Origin of the sequence: Carboxylicivirga linearis (assembly GCF_018271995.1) — a bacterium.
GTDB classification, from domain to species: domain Bacteria; phylum Bacteroidota; class Bacteroidia; order Bacteroidales; family Marinilabiliaceae; genus Carboxylicivirga; species Carboxylicivirga linearis.
In genome coordinates, this window is record NZ_JAGUCO010000038.1 from 1 (window position 1) to 22,385 (window position 22,385).

At 34.1% G+C, this 22,385-nt stretch carries 19 protein-coding genes; all 19 read right to left on the minus strand.

Annotated elements, in window-relative coordinates; all coding sequences use genetic code 11:
- A partial coding sequence (locus KEM10_RS22535; RefSeq protein WP_212220176.1) for a hypothetical protein occupies positions 1 to 486 on the minus strand: 486 nt, incomplete at its 3' end.
- A gap of 201 nt (positions 487 to 687) precedes the next feature.
- Positions 688 to 2,472 (minus strand): UvrD-helicase domain-containing protein, encoded by a 1,785-nt coding sequence (locus KEM10_RS22540; protein WP_212220177.1) that lies wholly within the window; start codon positions 2,470 to 2,472, stop codon positions 688 to 690.
- Entirely contained in the window at positions 2,472 to 4,190 is a 1,719-nt protein-coding gene (locus KEM10_RS22545) for an ATP-dependent nuclease (RefSeq protein ID WP_212220180.1), read from the minus strand. Before KEM10_RS22545 ends, KEM10_RS22540 begins: the two co-directional genes overlap by 1 nt.
- A 129-nt stretch (positions 4,191 to 4,319) precedes the next feature.
- Complete coding sequence (locus tag KEM10_RS22550; protein WP_212220184.1) at positions 4,320 to 5,381, minus strand: hypothetical protein; 1,062 nt, start codon at positions 5,379 to 5,381, stop codon at positions 4,320 to 4,322.
- Positions 5,382 to 5,530: 149 nt separating this feature from the next.
- On the minus strand, positions 5,531 to 5,674 hold the full coding sequence (locus KEM10_RS22555) for a hypothetical protein (RefSeq protein ID WP_212220187.1): 144 nt from the start codon (positions 5,672 to 5,674) through the stop codon (positions 5,531 to 5,533).
- A 3-nt stretch (positions 5,675 to 5,677) separates the two neighbouring features.
- The gene (locus tag KEM10_RS22560; protein ID WP_212220189.1) at positions 5,678 to 6,169 is read right to left on the minus strand and encodes a hypothetical protein; all 492 of its coding nucleotides are present in this window, start codon (positions 6,167 to 6,169) and stop codon (positions 5,678 to 5,680) included.
- A 13-nt stretch (positions 6,170 to 6,182) separates the two neighbouring features.
- Complete coding sequence (locus tag KEM10_RS22565; protein WP_212220191.1) at positions 6,183 to 9,395, minus strand: type I restriction endonuclease subunit R; 3,213 nt, start codon at positions 9,393 to 9,395, stop codon at positions 6,183 to 6,185.
- Between the two features lie 24 nt (positions 9,396 to 9,419).
- Positions 9,420 to 9,989, minus strand: coding sequence for a 3'-5' exonuclease (locus tag KEM10_RS22570; RefSeq protein ID WP_212220194.1), 570 nt, complete (start codon positions 9,987 to 9,989; stop codon positions 9,420 to 9,422).
- An 18-nt stretch (positions 9,990 to 10,007) separates the two neighbouring features.
- Complete coding sequence (locus KEM10_RS22575) at positions 10,008 to 11,459, minus strand: DNA polymerase (RefSeq protein WP_212220198.1); 1,452 nt, start codon at positions 11,457 to 11,459, stop codon at positions 10,008 to 10,010.
- A complete protein-coding gene (locus KEM10_RS22580) occupies positions 11,456 to 13,801 on the minus strand; it encodes an RNA-directed DNA polymerase (protein ID WP_212220201.1) in 2,346 nt (781 codons plus the stop codon). Before KEM10_RS22580 ends, KEM10_RS22575 begins: the two co-directional genes overlap by 4 nt.
- Complete coding sequence (locus tag KEM10_RS22585; protein WP_212220204.1) at positions 13,776 to 14,789, minus strand: ComEC/Rec2 family competence protein; 1,014 nt, start codon at positions 14,787 to 14,789, stop codon at positions 13,776 to 13,778. The genes KEM10_RS22580 and KEM10_RS22585 overlap by 26 nt, the downstream gene beginning before the upstream one ends.
- A gap of 10 nt (positions 14,790 to 14,799) precedes the next feature.
- A complete protein-coding gene (locus KEM10_RS22590) occupies positions 14,800 to 16,077 on the minus strand; it encodes a restriction endonuclease subunit S (RefSeq protein ID WP_212220209.1) in 1,278 nt (425 codons plus the stop codon).
- Positions 16,074 to 17,612, minus strand: coding sequence for a class I SAM-dependent DNA methyltransferase (locus KEM10_RS22595; RefSeq protein ID WP_212220212.1), 1,539 nt, complete (start codon positions 17,610 to 17,612; stop codon positions 16,074 to 16,076). Before KEM10_RS22595 ends, KEM10_RS22590 begins: the two co-directional genes overlap by 4 nt.
- Complete coding sequence (locus tag KEM10_RS22600; RefSeq protein ID WP_212220214.1) at positions 17,612 to 17,899, minus strand: helix-turn-helix domain-containing protein; 288 nt, start codon at positions 17,897 to 17,899, stop codon at positions 17,612 to 17,614. Before KEM10_RS22600 ends, KEM10_RS22595 begins: the two co-directional genes overlap by 1 nt.
- Positions 17,900 to 18,019: 120 nt before the next feature.
- Positions 18,020 to 18,373 carry a J domain-containing protein gene (locus tag KEM10_RS22605; RefSeq protein ID WP_212220216.1) on the minus strand — a complete coding sequence of 118 codons (354 nt, stop codon included), beginning with the start codon at positions 18,371 to 18,373 and terminating at the stop codon, positions 18,020 to 18,022.
- Positions 18,370 to 18,603, minus strand: a complete 234-nt coding sequence (locus KEM10_RS22610) for a DUF4248 domain-containing protein (RefSeq protein WP_212220219.1) — start codon at positions 18,601 to 18,603, stop codon at positions 18,370 to 18,372. Before KEM10_RS22610 ends, KEM10_RS22605 begins: the two co-directional genes overlap by 4 nt.
- A gap of 508 nt (positions 18,604 to 19,111) precedes the next feature.
- The gene (locus KEM10_RS22615) at positions 19,112 to 19,420 is read right to left on the minus strand and encodes a hypothetical protein (protein ID WP_212220222.1); all 309 of its coding nucleotides are present in this window, start codon (positions 19,418 to 19,420) and stop codon (positions 19,112 to 19,114) included.
- A 326-nt stretch (positions 19,421 to 19,746) separates the two neighbouring features.
- Positions 19,747 to 20,637, minus strand: coding sequence for an Rpn family recombination-promoting nuclease/putative transposase (locus KEM10_RS22620; RefSeq protein WP_212220226.1), 891 nt, complete (start codon positions 20,635 to 20,637; stop codon positions 19,747 to 19,749).
- 353 nt (positions 20,638 to 20,990) lie between these two features.
- Positions 20,991 to 22,385, minus strand: a 1,395-nt coding sequence (locus tag KEM10_RS22625; protein ID WP_212220228.1) for a hypothetical protein, incomplete at its 5' end; no start/stop codon positions are given.

Genomic DNA, 22,385 nt, shown 5'->3' on the forward strand with positions numbered 1-22,385 from the left:
CATATTTTCGTCCTCTGATAATGATTGCGTGGTAGTAAGAGTTTCGCCATTAACGCTGATGGTCATGGTGAAAGTCATATCAGCTTTAAGCTGCTGTGTATTGGAAAGCACGGAAAGAGTAAGACCTTTACCCATTAGGTTCAGGTATGGCACTTGAAAAACGATTTCAGGCTCTTGTGTTTTTCCTGCACCAATGGTAAGACCTTTAATATCGGGGGTAGAATAAGCGACTGCCGAACCTTTGTAATTTGCAACAACCTGGTTAACGGCTAGTGTGATGGGGGCTTTTGTGGGATTGTAGCAACGAAGCTTTACGGCAAACTGAACTTCCTGTAAGTTCATCTTGTGGATGCGGAATCCTAAAAGGGCAAAGTTCATTTTTGCCCCGGCAAGAAGCTTTTTGCCTTTTTTAATCAGGTAGAAACCACCGCCAACGGCTGCTACTGCTGCTAATGTGCCTAATATTTTCTTTGTGCTTGCTTCCATAATGGAAACAAACATATAGTAGGCTTATGGTGGGAGATTGGCTGTATTTGGATAGGTTTTACTGTTGTTGGTTGGAATTGGTTATTTTTTTGTTGAATGGTACAAAAAAAGCCGGTGGAGTGCCGACTATTTATAGTATGTTCATGTTCCATTATCAGTGTGTTATAGAAATATTAATTAACTAGTGAATAGGCTCGAACGTTACATTTCTGGCGATAACTCCATTCCTGGCAATTTCATAAAACAACTTATATTTTTTTTCTTAGGATTATATTTCGTCAGTTGGAGTTCACTAGCACTAAAAGACACTTTTTTTCTTGCTCGTGTGACAGCTACATAAAAAACACTCAATTCTTCCAGAAACTTATTCTCATTGTCCTTATTAACAAGAATATTACAATCCAGGCTGTTTTTACATTTACCACATAAGCCAAACCAATTTGGAAATAAATCCTGCTCCATATCAGGCAGAATAACATAGTCCCACTCAAGTCCCTTTGCAGCATGTACGGTCGAGATAACAATTTTAGAATCCAGAAATTCCATAAACTGTTTCAATCCATTATGTTCAAATGTATCTTTTACCAGATTTATCCTGTCTTCATCAGTAAGAAAGGAGTAGTCAATAAATAGACGTAACCAGAAAACATCTAATAATTCGAACATTGCTTGAATCAATGCTGTATTATCGTCTGAAAAGATTTCTCTTATTTTCTTAGTATGTGCTTTTCCTAACTTTTTGGTAATTCTTTTCCTGTCTTTAATCAGTTCAATAAATTCATATAAACACTTACGATTAAAGTTTATATAGTTAGCATCTTCGTCAGTAAACAGACCATAGAAAAATGGAATCTTATTATGTTTAAACGTTTCAATTATCAAATCAACATTAGGCCCTCTTTGTTTCACGAGTATAGCTAAGTTTGACTCTTGGTCATTTTGTAAAGTGACTAATGTTTTTTTTACAACTTCTAAAGCTTCGGTGCTCTGCTCATCGTAAATAGCAAACTCAACTTCTGATTTTAAAGAGTCAGGGTTAGCAAATGGAGTTAATGCATTTTGCCTAATTATTTTATCTAGTTGAAGCATATTGGAATTTGATTCAAAACGATAATTTTTATCAAGTGCAATAACCTTAAGCTTAAATTTATCCTTTGCATGTTTTAACAAGTTCGGAATTGCCCCAATAAAACCATATATTCGTTGAAGAGAATCTCCAAGAAAAATAACATTTGTCTTATCAATTATTAAATAATGTAATAACCAATAGCTTAAAATGTTCGTATCTTGAAATTCGTCTATAAGTAATGTTGTATAATAATTCTGATAGAACGAAAGAATATTTGGAAAATCCTTAAATAGCTTGATTGTTAAAGTTATTATAGCATTAAACGGAATTGCCCCCTTGGGTAATAATTCAGAAATTACTATTTCATTATATCTTTCAATTTTTTCACTAAGCTTTTTACCTTTAATGTCTTTAACAGAAATATTAAATTCAGACAATAGTTCAGCATCTTCAAGAGAAAGGCTTTTAAAAAATTGCATTAGGTTGCTTGTGTCGCTGTCATCAATTGATTGTAATGTATCCAAGTTTAATAAACTGGGATGAAGCTTTTGCCCATATTTCTTTAATATTTTGCGACAAAATCCATGGTAATTTGACACATAGGTCTTGTCTTTTATTTTGATTTCTTTTCCAATACCATCAAGTAAAACAGGAATATTTTTACTAACATCTTTTTTAATTTTATAAGCGGCATTCACACTAAATGTTAGAGCCAAAAGCCTTTTAGGAGAAGGTATTTCATTACTTGCAATCAAATATGCAATACGACTTACCATCGTATGAGTTTTCCCATATCCAGCAGGAGCTTCAACGAGAATTCTTTTTTCAGGTGAAAAAATAACGTCAAGTTGTTTCTCATCACCTTGATGCTTTTCGTGTATCCGTGCTTTTATTATTTCCAATACAGAACTTTCCATTAGCACTTGTTTTTTGCCTGAATAATCAATTTCTTATAGATTTCAGGAATTTCATCTTTTTCTAATTTTAAACCAATTAATCGTCCTAACGTTTGTGATTTGTTTATTGCAAACCATGTTGAATAGAAAGCTTTTAAATTGACGATGTCTGTTTTTTCAATCTCTGATAGTTTTAATTTTGTATCAATTGCAGAGGAGAGAAAACTATATTTTTTGAAAGCTCTTTTATTTATAGCTTTTGCATCAAGTTCTCGTTCTATTTTTAAAGAGTCATATTCACAAACAATCCCTTCTAAAACGGATTCTTTTTCATTGTCAATTAAAAACATTAACTCTGCTTCAAAATCATATTCATTTGTTTTTAAAAGGTTATCAAGTCCTGACGGGCTATTATCTCCATCACTATCATTAATTCCAATACATGGAATCCCAAATTTTTCAGCAATTTGTATAAGTTGTTTAACAGAATCGCCTCCTGCTTGAATTACAGTGATTCCCAAATCATCGAAATCAATATCAAGTTTGTCACCAAAAAATGGAAAACTGCCAAATTCCGAATCACCTTCTACAAATATTGCACATCTAGAAAAGAATGCTTCTTTAATAAACGGAAAATGAAGGAATAAATGTTTGTTTAATTGTTCGTCTAAATGAATATTACTACCAGATATTATTTTAATATCTTCCTCCTCTTTTAATAATCTTACTATCTGTTTATAATCATTTAAAATAATATTAGGAGAGTGGGTTGCAATAATAACTTGTCCGATAAATTTATCTATCCCGAACAGCTCTTTAACTAACAAAGCAAAATCTTCATTTTCATTATTAATAACTCGATTCAGGTATTTAACTAATGAACGTTGCATGTATGGGTGTAGATGAATTTCAGGTTCATCCAGTCCAAGTACTAACGAGATTGCTTTTTCTCCTGATTCTTCATTCTCAAATACTCCTCTTTCACCTCTTTGCTCTGTTATAGTTTGTAGTTTATCTAAAATTGAAAGTGTAACTAATAATAAAAATTGAACACCATATCCACTTTTTGATAAGGTATCACCTTTGTAGTCTTTAAGAGATATTAATTTAGGTATAAGGTGTTCAATTTCATTTTCGATACTAGCAGAAACATCATAATCTTTAAAAGCTTTAATCTTATAGAGTTTTGAATTTAAGTCAGATATTAAACCTTCAATTTCTGCTCCATCTATTAGGTTTTCAGTATTTAACTCTTTTTCAGTCAAATATCCTTTTACAATGTTTGTAAGAAACCTCCCTACACCTCGTCCTTTATCAAAATTGATTTCAGCGATAGGATTTCTCAGCGAATCGTAAAAAATAAAATTCAAACATTTAATTAATGAAGGAGCAATATAAGTTTCAGTTTCTTTATGATAAAACTCAAGATTATCATCTGGTGAAGTTTGTATACAAACAATATTGATTTTTGAGTAATCTTCTAGGTCAAATAAATCCTCAAAATGCCCAATTTCTTCATCTGCAAGTTGTAAACTCAGCTCAACATGTATTGGTAAAGTTTTGTCTGTGAAATCATCCACCCAAAACGCTCGACGAGTAAATACCGTATTAATCAAGTTCAGAGTATTTGACTTACCTAGATTATTTTCACCTACAATGAAATTACAAATGGGGTCGAAATGTATTTGTACATTATTTAGATTCCTATAATTGGCTACTGAAATTTTTAGTATTTTCATATTTTTTTCATGTTATCCGTGTGTTGACAACTTGGATTTCATCAGGTTGAGTCAGATATATCTTTAACGATCCTTCCGTAAAACAACTTAATTCCTCTTTTAGTAATCAAGCTATACATTTCAAAATATCTATTTTGCTATTGTATTTACTATATTCTCTTTAATTTTTCTTAAAATTCTGTCTTCCTTATATCTATCATGCATATTTACACCTTCCTCATTTACCAAAGCATCCACAAAATTGCCAATGACTTTACCTGTCGGTTTAGTACCTGTTGCTAAATTAAATGTATCATTATGAAGTGCTACAGCTTTATCAAGCAAATCTTTAGCCTTTAATCCATAAATGTAATCCCTTGATTCTTTGAACTTCTCAGCCTTGACAACTCCTATTTGTATACTTTTACAGTTTTTTTTATTGATATAATTATCCTTTTTAAATTCATTATCTAACTTGAACATCGTTTGATTCATTGCGTTAACATGTCCAGATTTTGAATAGAAGAAAATGTAAAAATCATTAATTACTAACACATAAGGCATTTTTAAAAATGGACTGCAAAAAACTAAGTTCTTAAGGTAGTCATCGACTTCCTTAACATATAATACTCCTATTGTTTCTGAATTAATTTGAGGGCAATTTTCTTGTATTAATTTTCTGGTTTCCTCGATACTTTCTCCCAATGAATCATTAATAATTTTTCGAATCCTGTTTTCTGATTTATTATCAATCTTAAATGTTCCGAAATTTGCAATGGAGCAACGCCATATTACTGATAACCAAAATAACTTAAAGACACATGTCACTTCTGAATCAAGGACAATTTTGTTGTCTTGAATTGGCAAAGCATCAAGTTTGTCATAAATATCTGTTTTAAAAATTGTTTCCAAATATGATAATCTATCTTCACATACAGTACAAAGTAAATTGTCAACAGTATAATGATTGATATTATTAGCTAAATCTTCATCAGACAAATCCCTATCAAGTAATTCATTAACCTTTTCTTGATTAACATCCCTGCCTACAAATAAATCAGTACCTAAGGTCTCAATTCGATTACTTATTATCCTATCAGAACGTCTACTTGGATTACCTTCTACTAGCATTGAGCGTAAAATAAAATCAGAAATTAAATGAGAACCAGTTTTATTAGCATCTCTTTTGTTACATAACTTACATGTAGGCATAATTGATAGTTTATATATTGACTATTTTTTACAAATCAAGCGGATAGTTTGATACAGTACTTTTATGACTATAACTTCAAATTTCCTTTAGAATGGAACACCTTTCTATAAATATTCAACAATTATTGGATAGTTGTTCCCTAACAGTACTAATCTCTTTTCTTTGGTGGCGGTGGTGGTGGAGCCTGATAGCGAGGCATACTGTTATTCTTTGGTTCAGGTCTTCCTCCTGGATTATTTTTAGGTCTGCCTTGTGGCACACTTTGTGGTCTTGAAGATTCTTTTTTTGCCATAATTTAAATATTAAAAACTTGTTTAAAATAATTATCTGAATGTAGTTTACATCTACTAACAATACCTTTAGGTTTACTTCTAATGGTTTCTGCAATTAATGGATTTATATCGGTTTCTTGTTTTTTTAACTCAAAGAAGCGTTCTGTAGCTTGCTCCTCCGATAATCTATTTGATTCATAATCAAACCATAGTTTTTCTATTTCATTAAAATAGTCTGCATAAAACCTATGGATATCATCTAAGTTCTTAAGCTGTTTTTCATTCATAATAATCTGAGGTTGCAAAAGCCTCAGTAATGAGATAGCAGCAATAATTGCACATGCTACTATTGGTAGATGTTCCCATACTTTCCACCCCATAATGCCAGCTGATGAAAATGCCAATACTCCAATATTAAACATTCTCAAAACAACCCTTTGCCTATCAGAATACAGGGTAGCAAATTCTGTATTATGCTTTGCTTGAGTTAATTCTGTCCAAATTCTATTTCGCATTTATTTTTAATTACTAATTCCAAAAATCCGCCAATGCTTCTGCCTGGCTTAATACTGTTTCTGTTGCCAACTTTTGTAAATCCGGTGGATAACCATATTGGCGAAGCGTTCTTTTTACAATTACTTTCAGCTTCTTTTTTACAGATTCTTTTACAGTCCAGTCTATTGTGGCATTGGCTTTAACACGTTCAACAAGTACCCTTGCAAGTTTTAGAAGAACTTCATCACCAAGCATATCTTTGGCACTTTCGTTTGATGATACAGCATCGTAAAAAGCAAGCTCATCTTTTGATAATCCCATTTTTTCGCCACGTCTATCAGCTTCCTTTATCTCTTTTGCCAGTTCAATCATTTCCTGAATGATTTCGGCAGCGGAGATTAAGTTGTTTTGGTAGCGTTTAATGGATGATTCTAGCATCTCCATTAGGGTACGGCTCTGAACTATATTGTGTTTGGCTCTTACCTTTATTTCATCGTTGAGTAGTTTTTTGAGGACTTCCAAAGCAAGGTTTTTATGCTTCATGTCTTTCATTTCCTCAAGAAAATCATCATCCAATACTGATAATTCGGGCTTTTTAATTCCTGCTGCATCAAAAATATCTACTACCTGTTCAGAAACTATGGCTTCATCAATAACTTGTTTAATTGCGGTTTCAATTTCGTAATCGGTTTTTCCACCTGAAACTTCACCCATATCAAGCTTTTGAATTCGGGCTTTGACTGCCTGAAAGAATGCAATCTCGTCTTTGGCATCCATAGCTTCATCGTGAGGTAAGGCAATAGCAAAGGCTTTTGAAAGAGCAGTTACTTCTCTTACATATCTGTTTTTTCCATCATCCAAACTAAGCACATGCTCAACCGCAGAAATTATTATCTCCAACTTCTCTTTAATTGGAGCATCAAAATAATTCTCATAAGCAAAGCCATCTCCGTAAGGCACTTTAGGTTCTGCTGCCATTGCGTAATCAGCATGTTGTACACTAGGATTTTCTGAGAACATTTGAGAAACAACTTCCAGCTTTTCCAACATTAACTGAACCGCCTTTTCCTGTGCCTCTGCCGGGTCGCCTTTTCCACCGCTATCGGAATAAAAGGATAGTGCCTTTTTTAAATCGGAGGCAATACCAAAATAATCAACCACCAAACCACCCGGCTTATCTTTATATACACGGTTAACCCTTGCTATTGCTTGCATCAGGTTATGACCTTTCATTGGTTTGTCGATATATAAAGTGTGCATACTTGGCGCATCAAATCCGGTCAACCACATATCCCGAACAATTACCAATTTCATCGGGTCAGAGGTATCTTTCATTCGGTCGGCTAATGCTCTTCGTTGGTCTTTTGATGTATGATGTTTCATTAGCTCTGGACCATCGGAAGAAGAAGCAGTCATCACTACTTTTAGCACACCTTTATCCAAATCATCATCATGCCAATGTGGACGTATTTTAATGATTTCCTTATACAAGTCAGCAGCTATTTGTCGGCTCATTGTAACAATCATTGCTTTACCTTCAATACCGCTATTGGTGCGTTCCTCATAGTGAAAAACAATGTCTTCAGCTACCTTTTTTAATCGAGCTTCACTACCAATAATAGCTTCAACCTTAGTCCACTTGGCTTTTGCTTTTTGGGTTTCCGTTAATTCATCCTTCGCCAATTCTTCATCAAGCTCCTCGATAAGCTGTTTTCCTTCTTCTGAAAGATTGATTTTTACCAAACGGCTTTCGTAGTAAATAGGAACGGTAGCACCATCTTCAACGGCTTGTGCTATATCGTAAATATCAACATAGTTACCAAAAACGGCAGGGGTATTTGCATCAGTAGATTCAACAGGAGTTCCTGTAAATCCTAAATAGGTTGCATTGGGCAAAGCATCACGCATATACTTGGCAAAACCATAAACCAAACGCTGACCAATTACATTACCATTATCGTCTTTTACATCAATAGTTTTTGGTTTAAAACCGTATTGTGTTCGGTGGGCTTCGTCAGCAACCACTACAATATTAGTACGGTCAGAAAGTTGCTCGTACACATTAGAGCCATCTTCGGGTTGGAATTTTTGTATGGTAGCAAATACAATTCCTCCGGAGGCTACTTTTAGCAACTCTTTTAAATGCTCTCTGCTTTCTGCCTGGATTGGAACTTGACGCAACAATTGCTTCGATGAACCAAAAGTATCAAACAGTTGGTCGTCTAAATCGTTACGGTCTGTAATAACCAAGATGGTTGGATTATTAAGCTGTAAAACCAATTTACCACTAAAAAATACCATCGAGAGAGACTTACCACTACCTTGAGTATGCCAAACCACACCACCTTTTCTGTCGCCATTATCAGCCGAGGCTTTTTTTACAGATTCAATGGCTTTATTTACTGCATAGTATTGATGATAGGCAGCAACTTTTTTTATAGTTTTTATGAATGCTATACCTAAGGCATCAATATGTTTGTCTTCTTCAAAAACAATAAAGTGACGTATGTAGTCTAATAAGGTTTCAGGATTGGTTAAACCTTTAATAAGAACCTCTAACTGGCTTGTTAGAGTAGATGCTTCCTGAATGCCATCACTTGTTTTCCATGCTAAATAACGAGAATAACCAGCCGATAATGAACCTGCTTTTGCATCTGCACCGTCTGATAGTACACAAAAAGTATTGAATGTAAACAGACTTGGTATGGTGTCTTTATAGGTTTGAATCTGTTTAAATGCTGAATGCAAAGTTGCATTTTCATCAACTGCATTTTTTAATTCAAATATGACCAAGGGCAAACCATTCACAAACAGAATCAGGTCGGGACGTTTGTTATTGTTATTCTCAATGATGGTAAACTGATTAACCACCAAGAAATCGTTTTGCTTTGGATTACTAAAATTGACCAACTGAACCCGGTCGCCACGCTGAATGCCATCTTTACGATACTCAACAGGAACTCCTTCTGTTAATAGTTCATGGAAGTTCTGATTATTGACCATGAGTTCCGGAGAAACAATTCGCTCGATGTTTTTTAATGCCTCTTGCTGGGCTTCAAAAGGTATTTCAGGATTGTTTTGGGCAATAGCTTCTTGTAAGCGACCTTTTAAAATTACATCACTAAAAGAATTTCTTTCCGGTTCTTCACCATCAGGTGCAATAACAGCACCATGAATATATTTCCAACCAAGGCTCTCCAATTCCTCAATTGCCCAAAGTTCTATATCGTTTTCAGTTATTTTCATGCTAAGTGGTATTCATTTTTCTCATTAAATCAACCCCAATCGTCTCATTTCCCAAAAGCATTTTTCGGTTGCATTAATATCTGCTGATGCATCATGAGCTTCCTCAAAATCAGCTCCAAAAAGTTTTTGATGTAATTCTGACAACTTTGGCCATTTGAATCCATAGGGACCAGGTATTCTGCAAAAATTCGTTGAAGCTTGCATCGTACATAGCTTCTTCCTCCCTGAAAAGTTTGTTTTGATTTTTTTTCTCAAGAATTCAGCTCCAATAATTTTTTCATCAAAGCTAATATTGTGAGCAACTATGTATGTTGCTTCATCTACAAGGGAATTAAATTTACATAGAACATCCTCTAACTCTGCACCTTCTTTATTAGCTCTATCTGTAGTAATTCTATGTACATTCGATGCGTCTTTAGGAATAATAAAACCATTGGGCTTTATTATATAATCATTGGCTTCAATGCGATTTCCTTTTGTGTCACACAATATCCATGCAATTTGAACCATTCTTGGCCAGTTATTCAAATCTGTAACCGGAGCTTTCCAATTTTTTGGTAATCCTGTTGTTTCTGTATCGAAAAATAAAAACATAACTTCTGTATCTTAATTTTAAGAATAAAACTCACTATCATTTACTCTAGGTGTTATCCCTGAACATTGCTCTGCAAACTCATGAATAAAAATAGCTTTCACTTTATTTGTTATTTCTTCAAAATCATATTTGTTGTTAACTTGATATAATGCTGCATCATGCATCGGCAAAACAAACTGAGCCTCCGGGATTTCTTTATTGACTTTTATAATTGCTTTTTTAAATATTAATGAAGCTGTTGCTTGAATTACATGACTTAATGAAATTTCGATATTCCCTTTGACATTTCTATAGTTCCCCATTTCAGTACCAATAATCTTATTCTCCGCGGCTTCTTTTTCAATTTTCTTTTTATATGCCTTTAATTTCTTAAACTTTGAAAAATATCTATTTACAGCTGGCAATAGATTGGAAGCACCATACATAAATTTGTAAAACTCAATTTTTGCATCATCTCTTGTTTCTATTGTACCACCTATATTTGAAATCATATCACTATATATATCCGAATCATAAAGTTTACATAGTTTATCATCATTACTTATAGAGGCAAGAATGCCAGCTTCAAATTGTGAATAATCAATATATAAAAAAGTACAATCTTCATCTGGCTTGATAATTCCACGATTATTTCTTCTAATGTTTTGTAGAGCAGGTTCCCTTAACGTTATTCTTGAAGTAATTGTCCCAAATCCATGAAAACTTGGAAATGTACGAGAATTACCTCCTCTACGAGCTAAAATATCTAAGAAGCTATCAAGGTCTTTCTGGTTTCTAATTAAATCATAGAATAATTTACACCCTTCATTTAACTTGCTATAATTTTTAAATGTACGCTCAATTGAACCTGTAATTCCTATACCATTTCTTTCAAGCCAATTTAGTTGAACCTCTTTTTTTTCAGGAGAAAAAATCTTGAAATCTAGTTGAAGCTTAATTTTAGTATTAAAAACAGTTTCTTCTAAATATTCTATTTTTTCTTTAGCAGATTCGACATCAACAGCAATTCCTTCCCGTTGACGTTCATATATAATTCTATTAACAGGAATCTCAACATTTTCAAATCTTTCTTTTTCAAGGAAAGCTGTATTCTCTGATATTTCTAGTATAAACTCAGAAACTTTTTGGATATATTCAAATATATTATCTTCAGCTATTTGAAATCCATTTGGCAGTAGTTGTCTTTCTTTAAGAAGTTTAAATAAATTCCATTTATCTTGATTTTCTAAAGGTTTGGATTTTTGAATAAACTGCTTTGAATAAGATTCTATGTCAATTAGTATGGGTAATTGAGCAGTAGAAAATTCACTGTATTGTTTAATAAATTCAGAGACCTGAGTACAATAATATATGTCATTAGAATTAAAGATTTTATTATAAACTAGGTTGGTTGCAACACCGTTTTTGTTTTCTGAAATATTATGGTAATACCATTTATTATATATGTAAAAAACGACAAACTCTCTCATAATGAATAGATTTGTAATAACTCTAAATCAACATCAATATCATCTTTTTCACCAGGGATATAGACCAAATCTTTGTCTTTGAAACAATTCAAACTTTCATGTATAGCCTTTATTTTGTCATTATTAAATGACACCTCTGTGGATTCTATTGCCCTTAAAACAATTAATGCTATTCTATCCTGAAAGTTACCATGGGTAAAACCCTCATTGTATTTTCTAAGAATAACTCGTCGATAATCACTATCAATTGTACCCATGTATATCATCATAGCCGCAATTATGGGTCTTGACGTTTCATCATTAGAGTCAAGGTAATTACTAGCATATTTTCTCAAATTCACATCATCTATTTTATGTTTGGCTAACAATAACCAAAGATGATAACCTTGCCATGGATAAATATTAAATCTTGCGTCCAATACTATTTCAATTGCCTCAGACCAAAACTTTCTCGATATATATTTTTTATCAAGAACTCCAATCATAGTGCAGACTTGGGGAGTAATCCATGGGCGTTCTTTCATTAAGATGCCAGCTTCTTCGATAAATTGAGTAATATTATTCTCTTTCTCCAAATTAACACCTTTAGAAACGCACCGTCTTATTGTAGTGATTGCCTGATTTAATTTTCGTTCATTAGAATTACCCCCAGTAGGATTTTCTTTAACATTTTCTAATAGAACCTTTATCGCTAGATGAAAAGCTTCATTAATTATGCTGACATTACGAGATTTGGAAAATCTTGATAGTTTACTTTTATCTAAATCAAAAGCTTTACGATATGAGTCAGCTATCGCTTCCTTTTCCTTCTTTAATCTAGGGTTAAGGTTTATAATTTTAGTTTTTTGCCCATTAAGTGAAAGGTTTAGTCTTCTAAGTTCCTTTTCAATTAATGTTAAATATCTTCTTGCTTCAAACTTATCGTTACAGAAAATTCGTATATCATCCATGAATCTAACATATGCTGGAACATGATGTCTCATATATGCATCAACCTGATTCAAATAGAAAGTCGCTAATAAAGAAGATACGTCATTGTTTTGAGGAATGCCATTAGATTTATTGTCTGCAAATTTTTTTAAAACTTTTACTAATTCTTTTGAAGCTTTCCTCTCATTGTGAGTTTGGCAAACAGCTGAGATTTTCTTTCCTAAAAGTTCAATGTCAATGTTATCATAGAAATTCAGAATATCAATTTCAATAACATATTTATATTTAAGGGAATAGTCTTTTAATAAGTATTGCATTTTTTTCCATTGCTCAACTCCGGAAATTATTAGACCATTATGCTTTTGTTTATTGTATCTGGCTGAAAAAACATATGGAGAAAGAGCGTTATCCATACGTTTACCAATGACTTCGATTAATGCAGAATAAAAAATTCTATCTGCATAAGGTATAACCATAGCCTTTCTTAATGTAAAGGACTTTTTGGGCAAATAGAAAACCTCTGCTTCTGAAACTTTATACTCTTTATTAAAAGAATCTCTGAAATATTCAAATAGAAAATCTTCATGTGATAAATCTATAAAATTGAGTGGGTCGTGAAACCAATCATCATATGTATCACTAATAACTCTGTTTCTGGCAAGTTGTAAATCCAATTTAACACCATTAATCGTAACATCATTAATGTCTACGACTAATTGATTTCCCACATTACGTTTTTTCTTATTGTCTATTGTAGATAGGACTTCTAGCTTCTGATTATAGAGCTTGTTATTTATTTGCTCAAAAGAAATATCAACAGCATCTATAAAACCACCTTGAAATTCTTCAGTTGGATATTTCATAATAAAGCCATTTAATATTGGCCTATCTTCTGATATTATCCCAGAACCAGAGCAACCGTGTAGTTGTTTTGAGTTGTCCCATTTTTCAATTGTATATAGTTTTTCTTCAGAGTCACTTACTTTAAAATCAAGCGGAAACAATCTATTGTTGTTGGCATTTGTTATTGCCCATGCCTTACAATTCCCTGAAACAATATCTGATACTTGAATATACGGAATTTCAAAATTCGAATTCTTACGAACTAATATAATTACTAAATCACTTTCAAATAGTATTATCTTATCAGCAACTTCTTTTTTAGGGATATAATCGTAATGGGTAAATTCTGTTTGTTTATAACATTGTATTTCAATAAAATCTATATCCTCAATATATACTTCATTATCATCACTACTATGCTTAAATGTATGTTTTGCTGTGATAACGTAATTATATTGACTTTTGGGCGAAGTAGCATATAAGAACCCGGAAGACCAACGCTCAGAACCTCCTACGTCAATCTTTACTTTCACCCCACATTTCTTATATTGCTGGTAAACTGTATCCATTTGTTGAGTTATTTGGTTCAAGAACAATGTTGTATTTTCTTTTTTCAATGTCGGTTATCCGCAGCTTTTCTAATGTCTCTGAATAATTAAATAAGAATGAAACCTTATTTCCTTTAACTTCCTGATATTTTATTACTTTAAGCAAAGTCTTTTTGTCAGGAAGAAAGTGATTATTTCCATCAGTGCATATCACATATTTATTACAGCTTATTTTAGAAATAATGTCTTTCGTAATATTCCTATGACTACCATGGTGAGGGAGTTTAATAAAATCAAATGGTATTAATTTATTATCATTTTCTTCATATAGTTTTGATAAGATAGATTCTAATCTTCTGGGTGTTACATCTCCAGTTAATAAACTCCTTTTTTTATTGTATTCTAATTGTAATACAATACTGCTCTGATTGGGCATTCGGGTATCGAGACTTTTATCCATAACATGTCTTTCGAGGTCAGTTAAACTTTTATTCCAATCCGAACCTTCGTCCGCAGAAAGAAAAGCTCCACTATTATTCGCATATCCATCAACAATATCTTCTGTAGGAGAAAGACATGTAAATTTAACATCACCTAATTGAATTATTGGAGAAGTATCTAGTAGAATAGTATCCCACTTCAATCCCAAAAAGTTTATAAGTATTTCAATTTCCGAAGCCTGTTGATAAGAAAGGTATTTTGATTCTGTAGGAATTGATGTGCCCTTTATAATCCGAGGAGAATTAAAGTAGACTTGTTTTACAAAATCTTTTGGCACTCCAAAGCGTTTTTTCTTAAGTTCAACTAGAAAGCCAATTATGCCTTTTATGTGGTCTGAGTCATGATGTGTAATTACAAGGGTGTCGATACACTCATTATTATTAAATATCTCATCTAACTCTTTAAAAAGATATGTAGTGTCATCACCGCCATCAATCAGCATGTTTTTCCCCCTGCTTTTTACAAGAATTGCATCCCCCTTTCCGGCTTTAAGAAATTTAACTTGCATAATCTATATCTTAATTTTTAACTCTCAACTCTCCACTCATTAACTTTGGTAACAAGGTATTTCGTAATTGTGTAAGAGCTTGAATTTCTTCATTATTTACTAATACCTTATTGTAAATGGGTTCTGAAATATTAATGTAATCAGTTAATACATCTTTGCTTGGAATAAGTATTTCAATTGATTCAATTTGGTTAGGGTTGATATTAGGCTGAGCAGAACCATATCCCATAGAAAGAATTCTTTCTTCGTAATTGCCAGACATTAAAAAGTTGTACAAGAAGCTTTTATGCGATGATTTCTTTAAAAATAATTTTCCTACACGTTGATTTAGATAAAGCTCATTTTCATGAGGAGGTATTACCCCAATCTTTCCTGTTGTATTACCAGACATTGCCAGCACTATGTCACCTTTATCTAACTTAAAATACTTAACCCTTTCAATAGTTGCAACTTGCTCTGATACACTTGATGCATCTGCAATCTCAACTATACCATTTCCTTTTAGGTCTTTTATTTTTATTGCTTTAATACTACTGTCATCTACAAAGTCATTACTTTTAAAAGCATAACCTGATTTAAGATTCGATAACTCACCTACACTACCTAGTCGCCACCCATCAGGAATCTCACCCAACTCACTCTCAACCATAAGACCACCAGAACTCTTATAAGGCTCACCATTTTCATTCGGAAATTCAAACTCCACAAACCAACGTTTAAAAATGGTTTGAGCCAGTTCTTCTAAGTTTTGGTTTTGTTGAGTAAGTAATACAATTTTATCGTCAATAGACTTAAATGTTTGAGTAATCTCCTTCAATTCTTCCTCCGGAGGAAGTTCAATAGTTAAATCTTTTAATAATCCTAAATCAAATTTACCAGCCCCAATGCCTGTTTCTTCCATAATTCCGTAAAGAATCCTTGTATTACCATGTAACCAGTATAACAAGAACCAAGGCGAGATATAGTCATACTCTTTTTTAATTCTGATTGCTTTAATGTCCTGGTTGAATGAAACAGGTTTTTCAACAATAGAAATTGGTATAGAATTAAATAAACCACTACCACGGACTAATAAAAGCAAATCACCTTTTTGAGCTAGTCTTGAACCATTGCTAAGTCCTTCTTCTGTTATTTTTAATTCAGAATCGGATACTCTTGTCCCTTTTAAGGTTCTAGCACTAATCCAGGGTATATCTCCATTCCAATACGATTCATTTTGTTTTGAAGGTGTGCCACCCGAAAACCAATCAGTTATTTCTCCCAATGTTTTTGTTTGCCACTCACTCATAATTCAATCCCAACTTTAGCCAATTGTGTTATAATTTCCTGGTCAAGCTCTTGAGCTTTGTTCATTTGTTCACGTAATCTAGTCGTAAGTGTATCTACTTTTTCCTGAAATGGAATACCATCATCTTCTTCATCGGGAATACCTACATAACGTCCGGGAGTTAACACAAACTTGTGTTTTTGTATATCTTCAATGGTAGCTGATTTGCAGAAGCCTTTTACATCTTCGTATTCTTCACTTTGCTTTAACCAATTGTGATATACATCTGCAACCTTACAAACATCTTCCTCTTCTAATACCCGATTTTTGCGGTTAATCATAACACCCAACTCAGAAGCATCAATAAAGAGCGTTTCACCATTACGTTGCTGTTTGCCTCTACGCAAGAACCATAAACAAGCAGGAATACCAGTGTTAAAGAATAAGGCTTTAGGCAACATTACAATGCACTCTACCAAATCGTTTTCCACTAACTTCCTGCGTATATCGCCTTCACCACCTGTATTTGAGCTTAACGAGCCATTTGCCAAAACAAATCCTGCATGTCCGCCATCGGGTTTTAGGTGATACAAGAAGTGTTGCACCCAACCAAAGTTGGCATTACTTGTTGGTGGTACTCCATACTGCCAACGTGCATCATCACGTAATAATTCACCGCTCCAATCACTCACATTAAACGGAGGATTAGCTATAATATAATCAGCTTTTAAATCTTTATGTGCATTATTCAGGAACGAACCTTCTGTATTCCATTTAATATTTGAGCCGTCAATACCACGTATAGCCAAGTTCATTCGGCATAGACGATAAGTAGTCTGATTGCTTTCCTGCCCATATACAGAAATATCATCCAAACGCCCCTGGTGGCTTTCAATAAACTTCTCACTCTGAACAAACATTCCACCGGAACCACAACAAGGGTCGTAAACACGTCCTTTGTATGGCTCTAACATTTCAACCAAAAGCTTTACAATACTCTCAGGTGTGTAGAATTGACCTCCCTTTTGACCTTCTGCCAATGCAAACTGACCTAAGAAATATTCATAAACCCGACCTAATACGTCCTGAGATTTTGCTTTCTCATCACCCAAAGCAATTGTACCAATGGTATCAATCAAACCACCCAAGGTTTGAGGGTCCAGGTTAGAGCGTCCAAAAGTTTTAGGCAGTATGCCTTTAAGGGTAGCATTGTCAGCTTCAATCAAGTCCATTGCATCATCAATCAGCTTACCAATGTTAGGCATCTTAGCCTGTGATTGAATGTAAGCCCAACGAGCATTCTCCGGCACAAAAAATACATTTTCAGCTCCGTATTCATCTTTATCTTCGGGGTCAGCTCCCGCATATTCACCCTCTCCGGCTACAAGCTTTGCATAATGCTCTTCAAACGCATCAGATATATACTTTAAAAAGATTAAGCCAAGCACAACATGTTTGTATTCGGCTGCATCAATATTTTTACGCAATTTATCTGCGGTAGCCCACAACTTCTTTTCGAGCGATTCGTTTGCTCCGTTTCCGTTCTTCTTTGCCATTATTTTTGTGTAATATCTTGTTCAACAAATCTTAATGCTTCAAGCCCTAAAGGCTCATTTCGCACTACATCTTTAATTTTATCTGCTAACCATAAAATCACCAATTCTTTTTCTTGAACATTTAATATTGAGGCTAATTGAGTTATGTGTTCGCGTTGTGCTCTCCGTTCACCTCTTTCAAGCTTACTCATTAAAGCAGTATCAACCTCTAAATCGGCTGCAATCTGCCTTAACAATAATCCTTTTTCCTCTCTCAATTCTCTTAATCTCTTGCCAAGTATATTCATTGCTGTATTTTTGACTTGTCACATTCTGTCAAATATATAAAAAAACTTCAACAAACCAGTTGAACCTCAGTTGAAATTATATATAAAATGCGAAAGCTTTTTTTAGGGGTAATAAAAATCTTATTGAAGACTATCTAATAAATTCACAATATTCGCAAACAGACCTTTTTTTAAAGGGGAATCCGTTGTTTGCATTTTCTGTCGTAAGTATTCCTGTGGCACTTGTTTTTTAATCAGAACTTTGGCAAGCCTACCCAATTCGTTTATCAATTCATTTTCTGCTGATTTGTTTTTGCGAGAGGGAGTAACAACCTTTTGTTCTTGCTGCAAACGCAACAAAAATTCTTTGTATTCGGCTTGCATTTCCTGAAAGTCAAAGGCAGTTCCGCCCTTGTCGGGGTGCAGTTGCTTTGCTAATTTTCTGTAACGTAGTTTGGCTTGTTCAATATCGTTTATGCCTAGGAAATAGTTCATAGCTGTTCAAATTCTTCAAGTGTAATACAAAAATGTTCCAGGATTAAAAGGAGCTGTTGTATGGTGTAATAATGGCGTTTTGTATTTCCTGCCTGTTCAATCCGTTGCTTGAGTACCGGGCAAATGTCAATTTCGTTACGGAGCTGCTGCATAGCCGACTTAATGGAAATACTATCCGGGTAAAGTTTCTTTACCAAATCCTGTTTTAAAATGGTTCTGCGTACTATCATAGGGTTGGATTTGGGTTAAAAAATGAGCCATAACGCACCTGAAATATTGAGAATAGTAGCCTTGTAGAGTATATCTCAACTGCTTTTGAGGTCTTTTGAATACTTTTTGGCTTATACAGACTGCTTTTGAGGACTTTAAGACAATATTTTAAACGCTTTTTTGAATATTGAGAAAAATGAAGAGGGCTTTTTAAATGATTTATCAAGCTTCCAAATAATTGTTGCCAACTTGCCGAAGTATGAGGGATTTTGGAGGCTGTTTTGAGATATTTTGAGGAAAAAAGAGACTGCTTTTGAAAAAAGTAGGTAATACTATGAGAATACCACCATATTACCAGCGTATTGCAGAGAATAAAACAAAGAATAACGCAATAAATAGTAAAACCACAAACGGCTATAAACACGAAAAGCCCCGATAGGAGGCTCATTTTTAATGAATTGGAATATATATTGGGCATAATTTAAAACATTATACCCTTGACAATTAGCTATATAAAGATAGAAAAATTTAGCGAGATTTGGTTTCCAGGGAGCTTGTTTCCAACATTTTCAGAATCATAGATTGAAGGATGGCATCTTCATCGGCATCATTACCCTCGGTCTTTAGTTTGGCAATCAAATTTATCAGCTTCATTATATCCAAGTCGTATTCAGATAACAATTCAACCATTCTATTCAATACATCTTTGCTTTTTTTCAGGAACTCCTTACTTGACGAAAAAACAATTTCATCAGCTCCGTCTTTTATGATTTCATTATCCAATAACTCTAGCGATTCATTTACCTCACTTTGTAACCAAACATATAAATCTTTCATTCTGAATTGTATTAAAAAGGAGCGTGGCACTGAAACCACCAACAATCGAGGTATCGCCAAACACCCACGCAGTAAAGTAGTACAGACCACGCCCGTACCTACTCTCTTTACTGCAATTGAAATTTGGCGATTTTCGATTGTTAAGAGATTAAGTCTTAATGTTTTAAGATTATATGTTCGCTTCCTTCTTTGTTTATATCAAATTTTCAGTTTTACTGTTATTATTTATACAAAAGTAATATTCAAAAGGTAATAAATGGAAAAATAAGGCAATAAAAAACCCGATACCAAAACTGATACCGGGCTATATCTTAGATTAATGTCTCTTAATGAGAGTTGTTTGTCCGAATCTTTTGAATATCCTCAATGGCAATATCTGTTATTTCAGATATTTCATTATCCGAATAACCTTTTGCAATCATTTTTACTACAACTTCTTTCTTACCTAAGTATTTAAGTTCGTTGGCAGCTTCTGCAAAAGCATCTTTAACTTGTGGTGAAATTGTTTCCATAATCTCATCTATTTTATCCGGTTCTAAACCAGAAACTTTATACAAATATAACGCTATTTTTTGGAAAATAGTTTGGTCAATTTCCTTTAGCTGACTGAACATTTCTCGTGCCAAATCAGGGTTATTCTTGATAAAGCCAATAAGATTATCGCTACGCTTCATAAACCATACGGCTACTTTTACACTTGGTCGCTTAAAGTGACGGATAATAGCATGGTCTTCAATATCTTTTGTATCGAAGAGGGCATAATCAAATAAAGGCACAAAGCGTTTAAGCACCTCCGGAACCTGAACAAACCCCGAATCATTCCATTTACGTTTGCCGTGATAGAATACCATTGTAATAACAGGCGTGAGCTTTTGTTTATTGGCTACCTGGTTCTCCCATACATTCAAAATATACCGTAACAATTGTAGGTGTATGTTTTTATCGGGATAACTTTTGTGTTCGTACAGCAAGGAGACTTTAATATCTGTATGACCAAACAGCATATTGCATGAAATATCTTTAAAATACGGTGCAAGTTCCTGGTCCACATATTCGGTTGGGTCGTACTCCATACTTTCAATTTTAAGCCCTTGCAAAACATCTTTAGGCAAAGAGCCGTGAAGTAAATCGGCAAGATTCTCTTTTACTGAAAAAAGACTTTTAAAGAAATTATCGTGAATGTTATTGTTTTTCTGTACGTTATCGTTCTTTTTCATTCGATTCAAATATTTTTAATTAATGCTATTTTGATTTTTTTTAAATGCTTTTCTGTGGGCTATGGTAATTTTATAAAACCGTCCTCATCCCTCACTTTTTAGTTATATCTCTTATTATCAACAAAATAAAATGAGGACAATGAGGACGGGTGAGGGACGAGAGCCGTTTTTCCCTCACTCGTCCCTCATTTATCCCTCGTTCATCCCTCACCCGTCCTCACTTATTTTTAGAGTAAAAAAATATATAGTATTAAATATCAATCTATTAATATCTATCCTCATAAAGATTGAGGAAATGAGGACGGTTTTTGCTTTAATACCATAGCTAAAGTAAAACTGCATAGTTTTGTATTTTATAAGGTTATCCTTTCTAATTCAATGCCCTGGTCTTTGAGCATGTCATAATTAAGTATGTAGGCACTTGTCCGGCTTTTACCAAACAGCACATTTTTCCTGCGATGTTCTATAAATGAGCGGTGTTTCTTCAGGTACTCACCAATAACAGCCTGGTCAAGTGTGGTCAATCCTTCTTTCCGTGCCTGTTCCCTGTACAGTCCGTGTATCGAGCCAACTCTCAGGTAAAGTTGTTTGCTGTTGTTTTCTCCAACCACAATCTTGTAATGTACATCCTCGTTAAGTTTGTACAGGTTAACCAATGATTGCAGCACATGAAAGTATTGCTCTACTTCATCACTCTGATGCTGTACGGATATGGTAAGTTTTGCAGAGCGAATCAAAGCTTGTTTTGCTGTTTGATAATCAAATGGAAACTCCAATTCGGAATGCTCCATAAGAATTTTCATTGGTGTAAGTACCGATGAAATATTGAGTATCGTCCTTCGGTCAACATTACCATACTCTTGGGTAAGTTCATCCATAACCTCTGAACTTACCCCCGGTTCCTCTTTTGAGTAATGTTCTTCAACCAAATACCGAAAATCAAAAACGGAGCATGTAATATTGGTAAACTGTAAACTTTCCTCGGCTGCTTTGAATGATTTTAAATCGGAATAGTTCCCTCGATTGGTATCATCAAATTCGCCCAATAAACTACGGCTACATAAAGCAGGGTCTTGAGTAGGTAAATCCTGACCGCTAATTATACCCGAACCCCTGGGCTTGGCAATACGTGTTTCATTACCACCCGATTTTACACCTGTCAATTTTCCGTTACGGTCGGCAATACCTTTTAACGCTTCAATGGTATTCTTGTGAATGCTATTCTTATACTCGTTACCCCAAAACGGATGGTTAGTCGTAGAATCCATACTACGCTGCATACCTGTACTTGTACTCCCTGATGCAAGGTTGATACCGTCTTCCATTGGTGGCTTACCAAACATATACATGATGCTTCGGGCTGCGGTACTCTTACCTGATTGGCGTTTTCCAAACAGAAACAATAAAGGGAAGTACCCGAAATTGGCTTTGTAGATAAGGTCACTAAAAACGGTTGAAATGTAATAAGCAATCAATAATTCGGCATTACCGGGATAAACACTACTCATTGAGGTTGCCCATTTTCCAAAGTTCCAATCGTTGCCTTTTATCGGCTTCACATATTTTGAGTTTTCTTTGAATGGATTACCACCATCAGAACTACCAATTTTAAGAGCTTTCCCATAGGGCAGATAGAAGAAATGTAACAAATGTACCTGGCTCTGTTTAATATTCTCCTTTAGCTTATCTTTTCCATACTTGCCGATAAATTCTGCTGTGGTATTGAGTACATGAAAGGTATCGTTAAT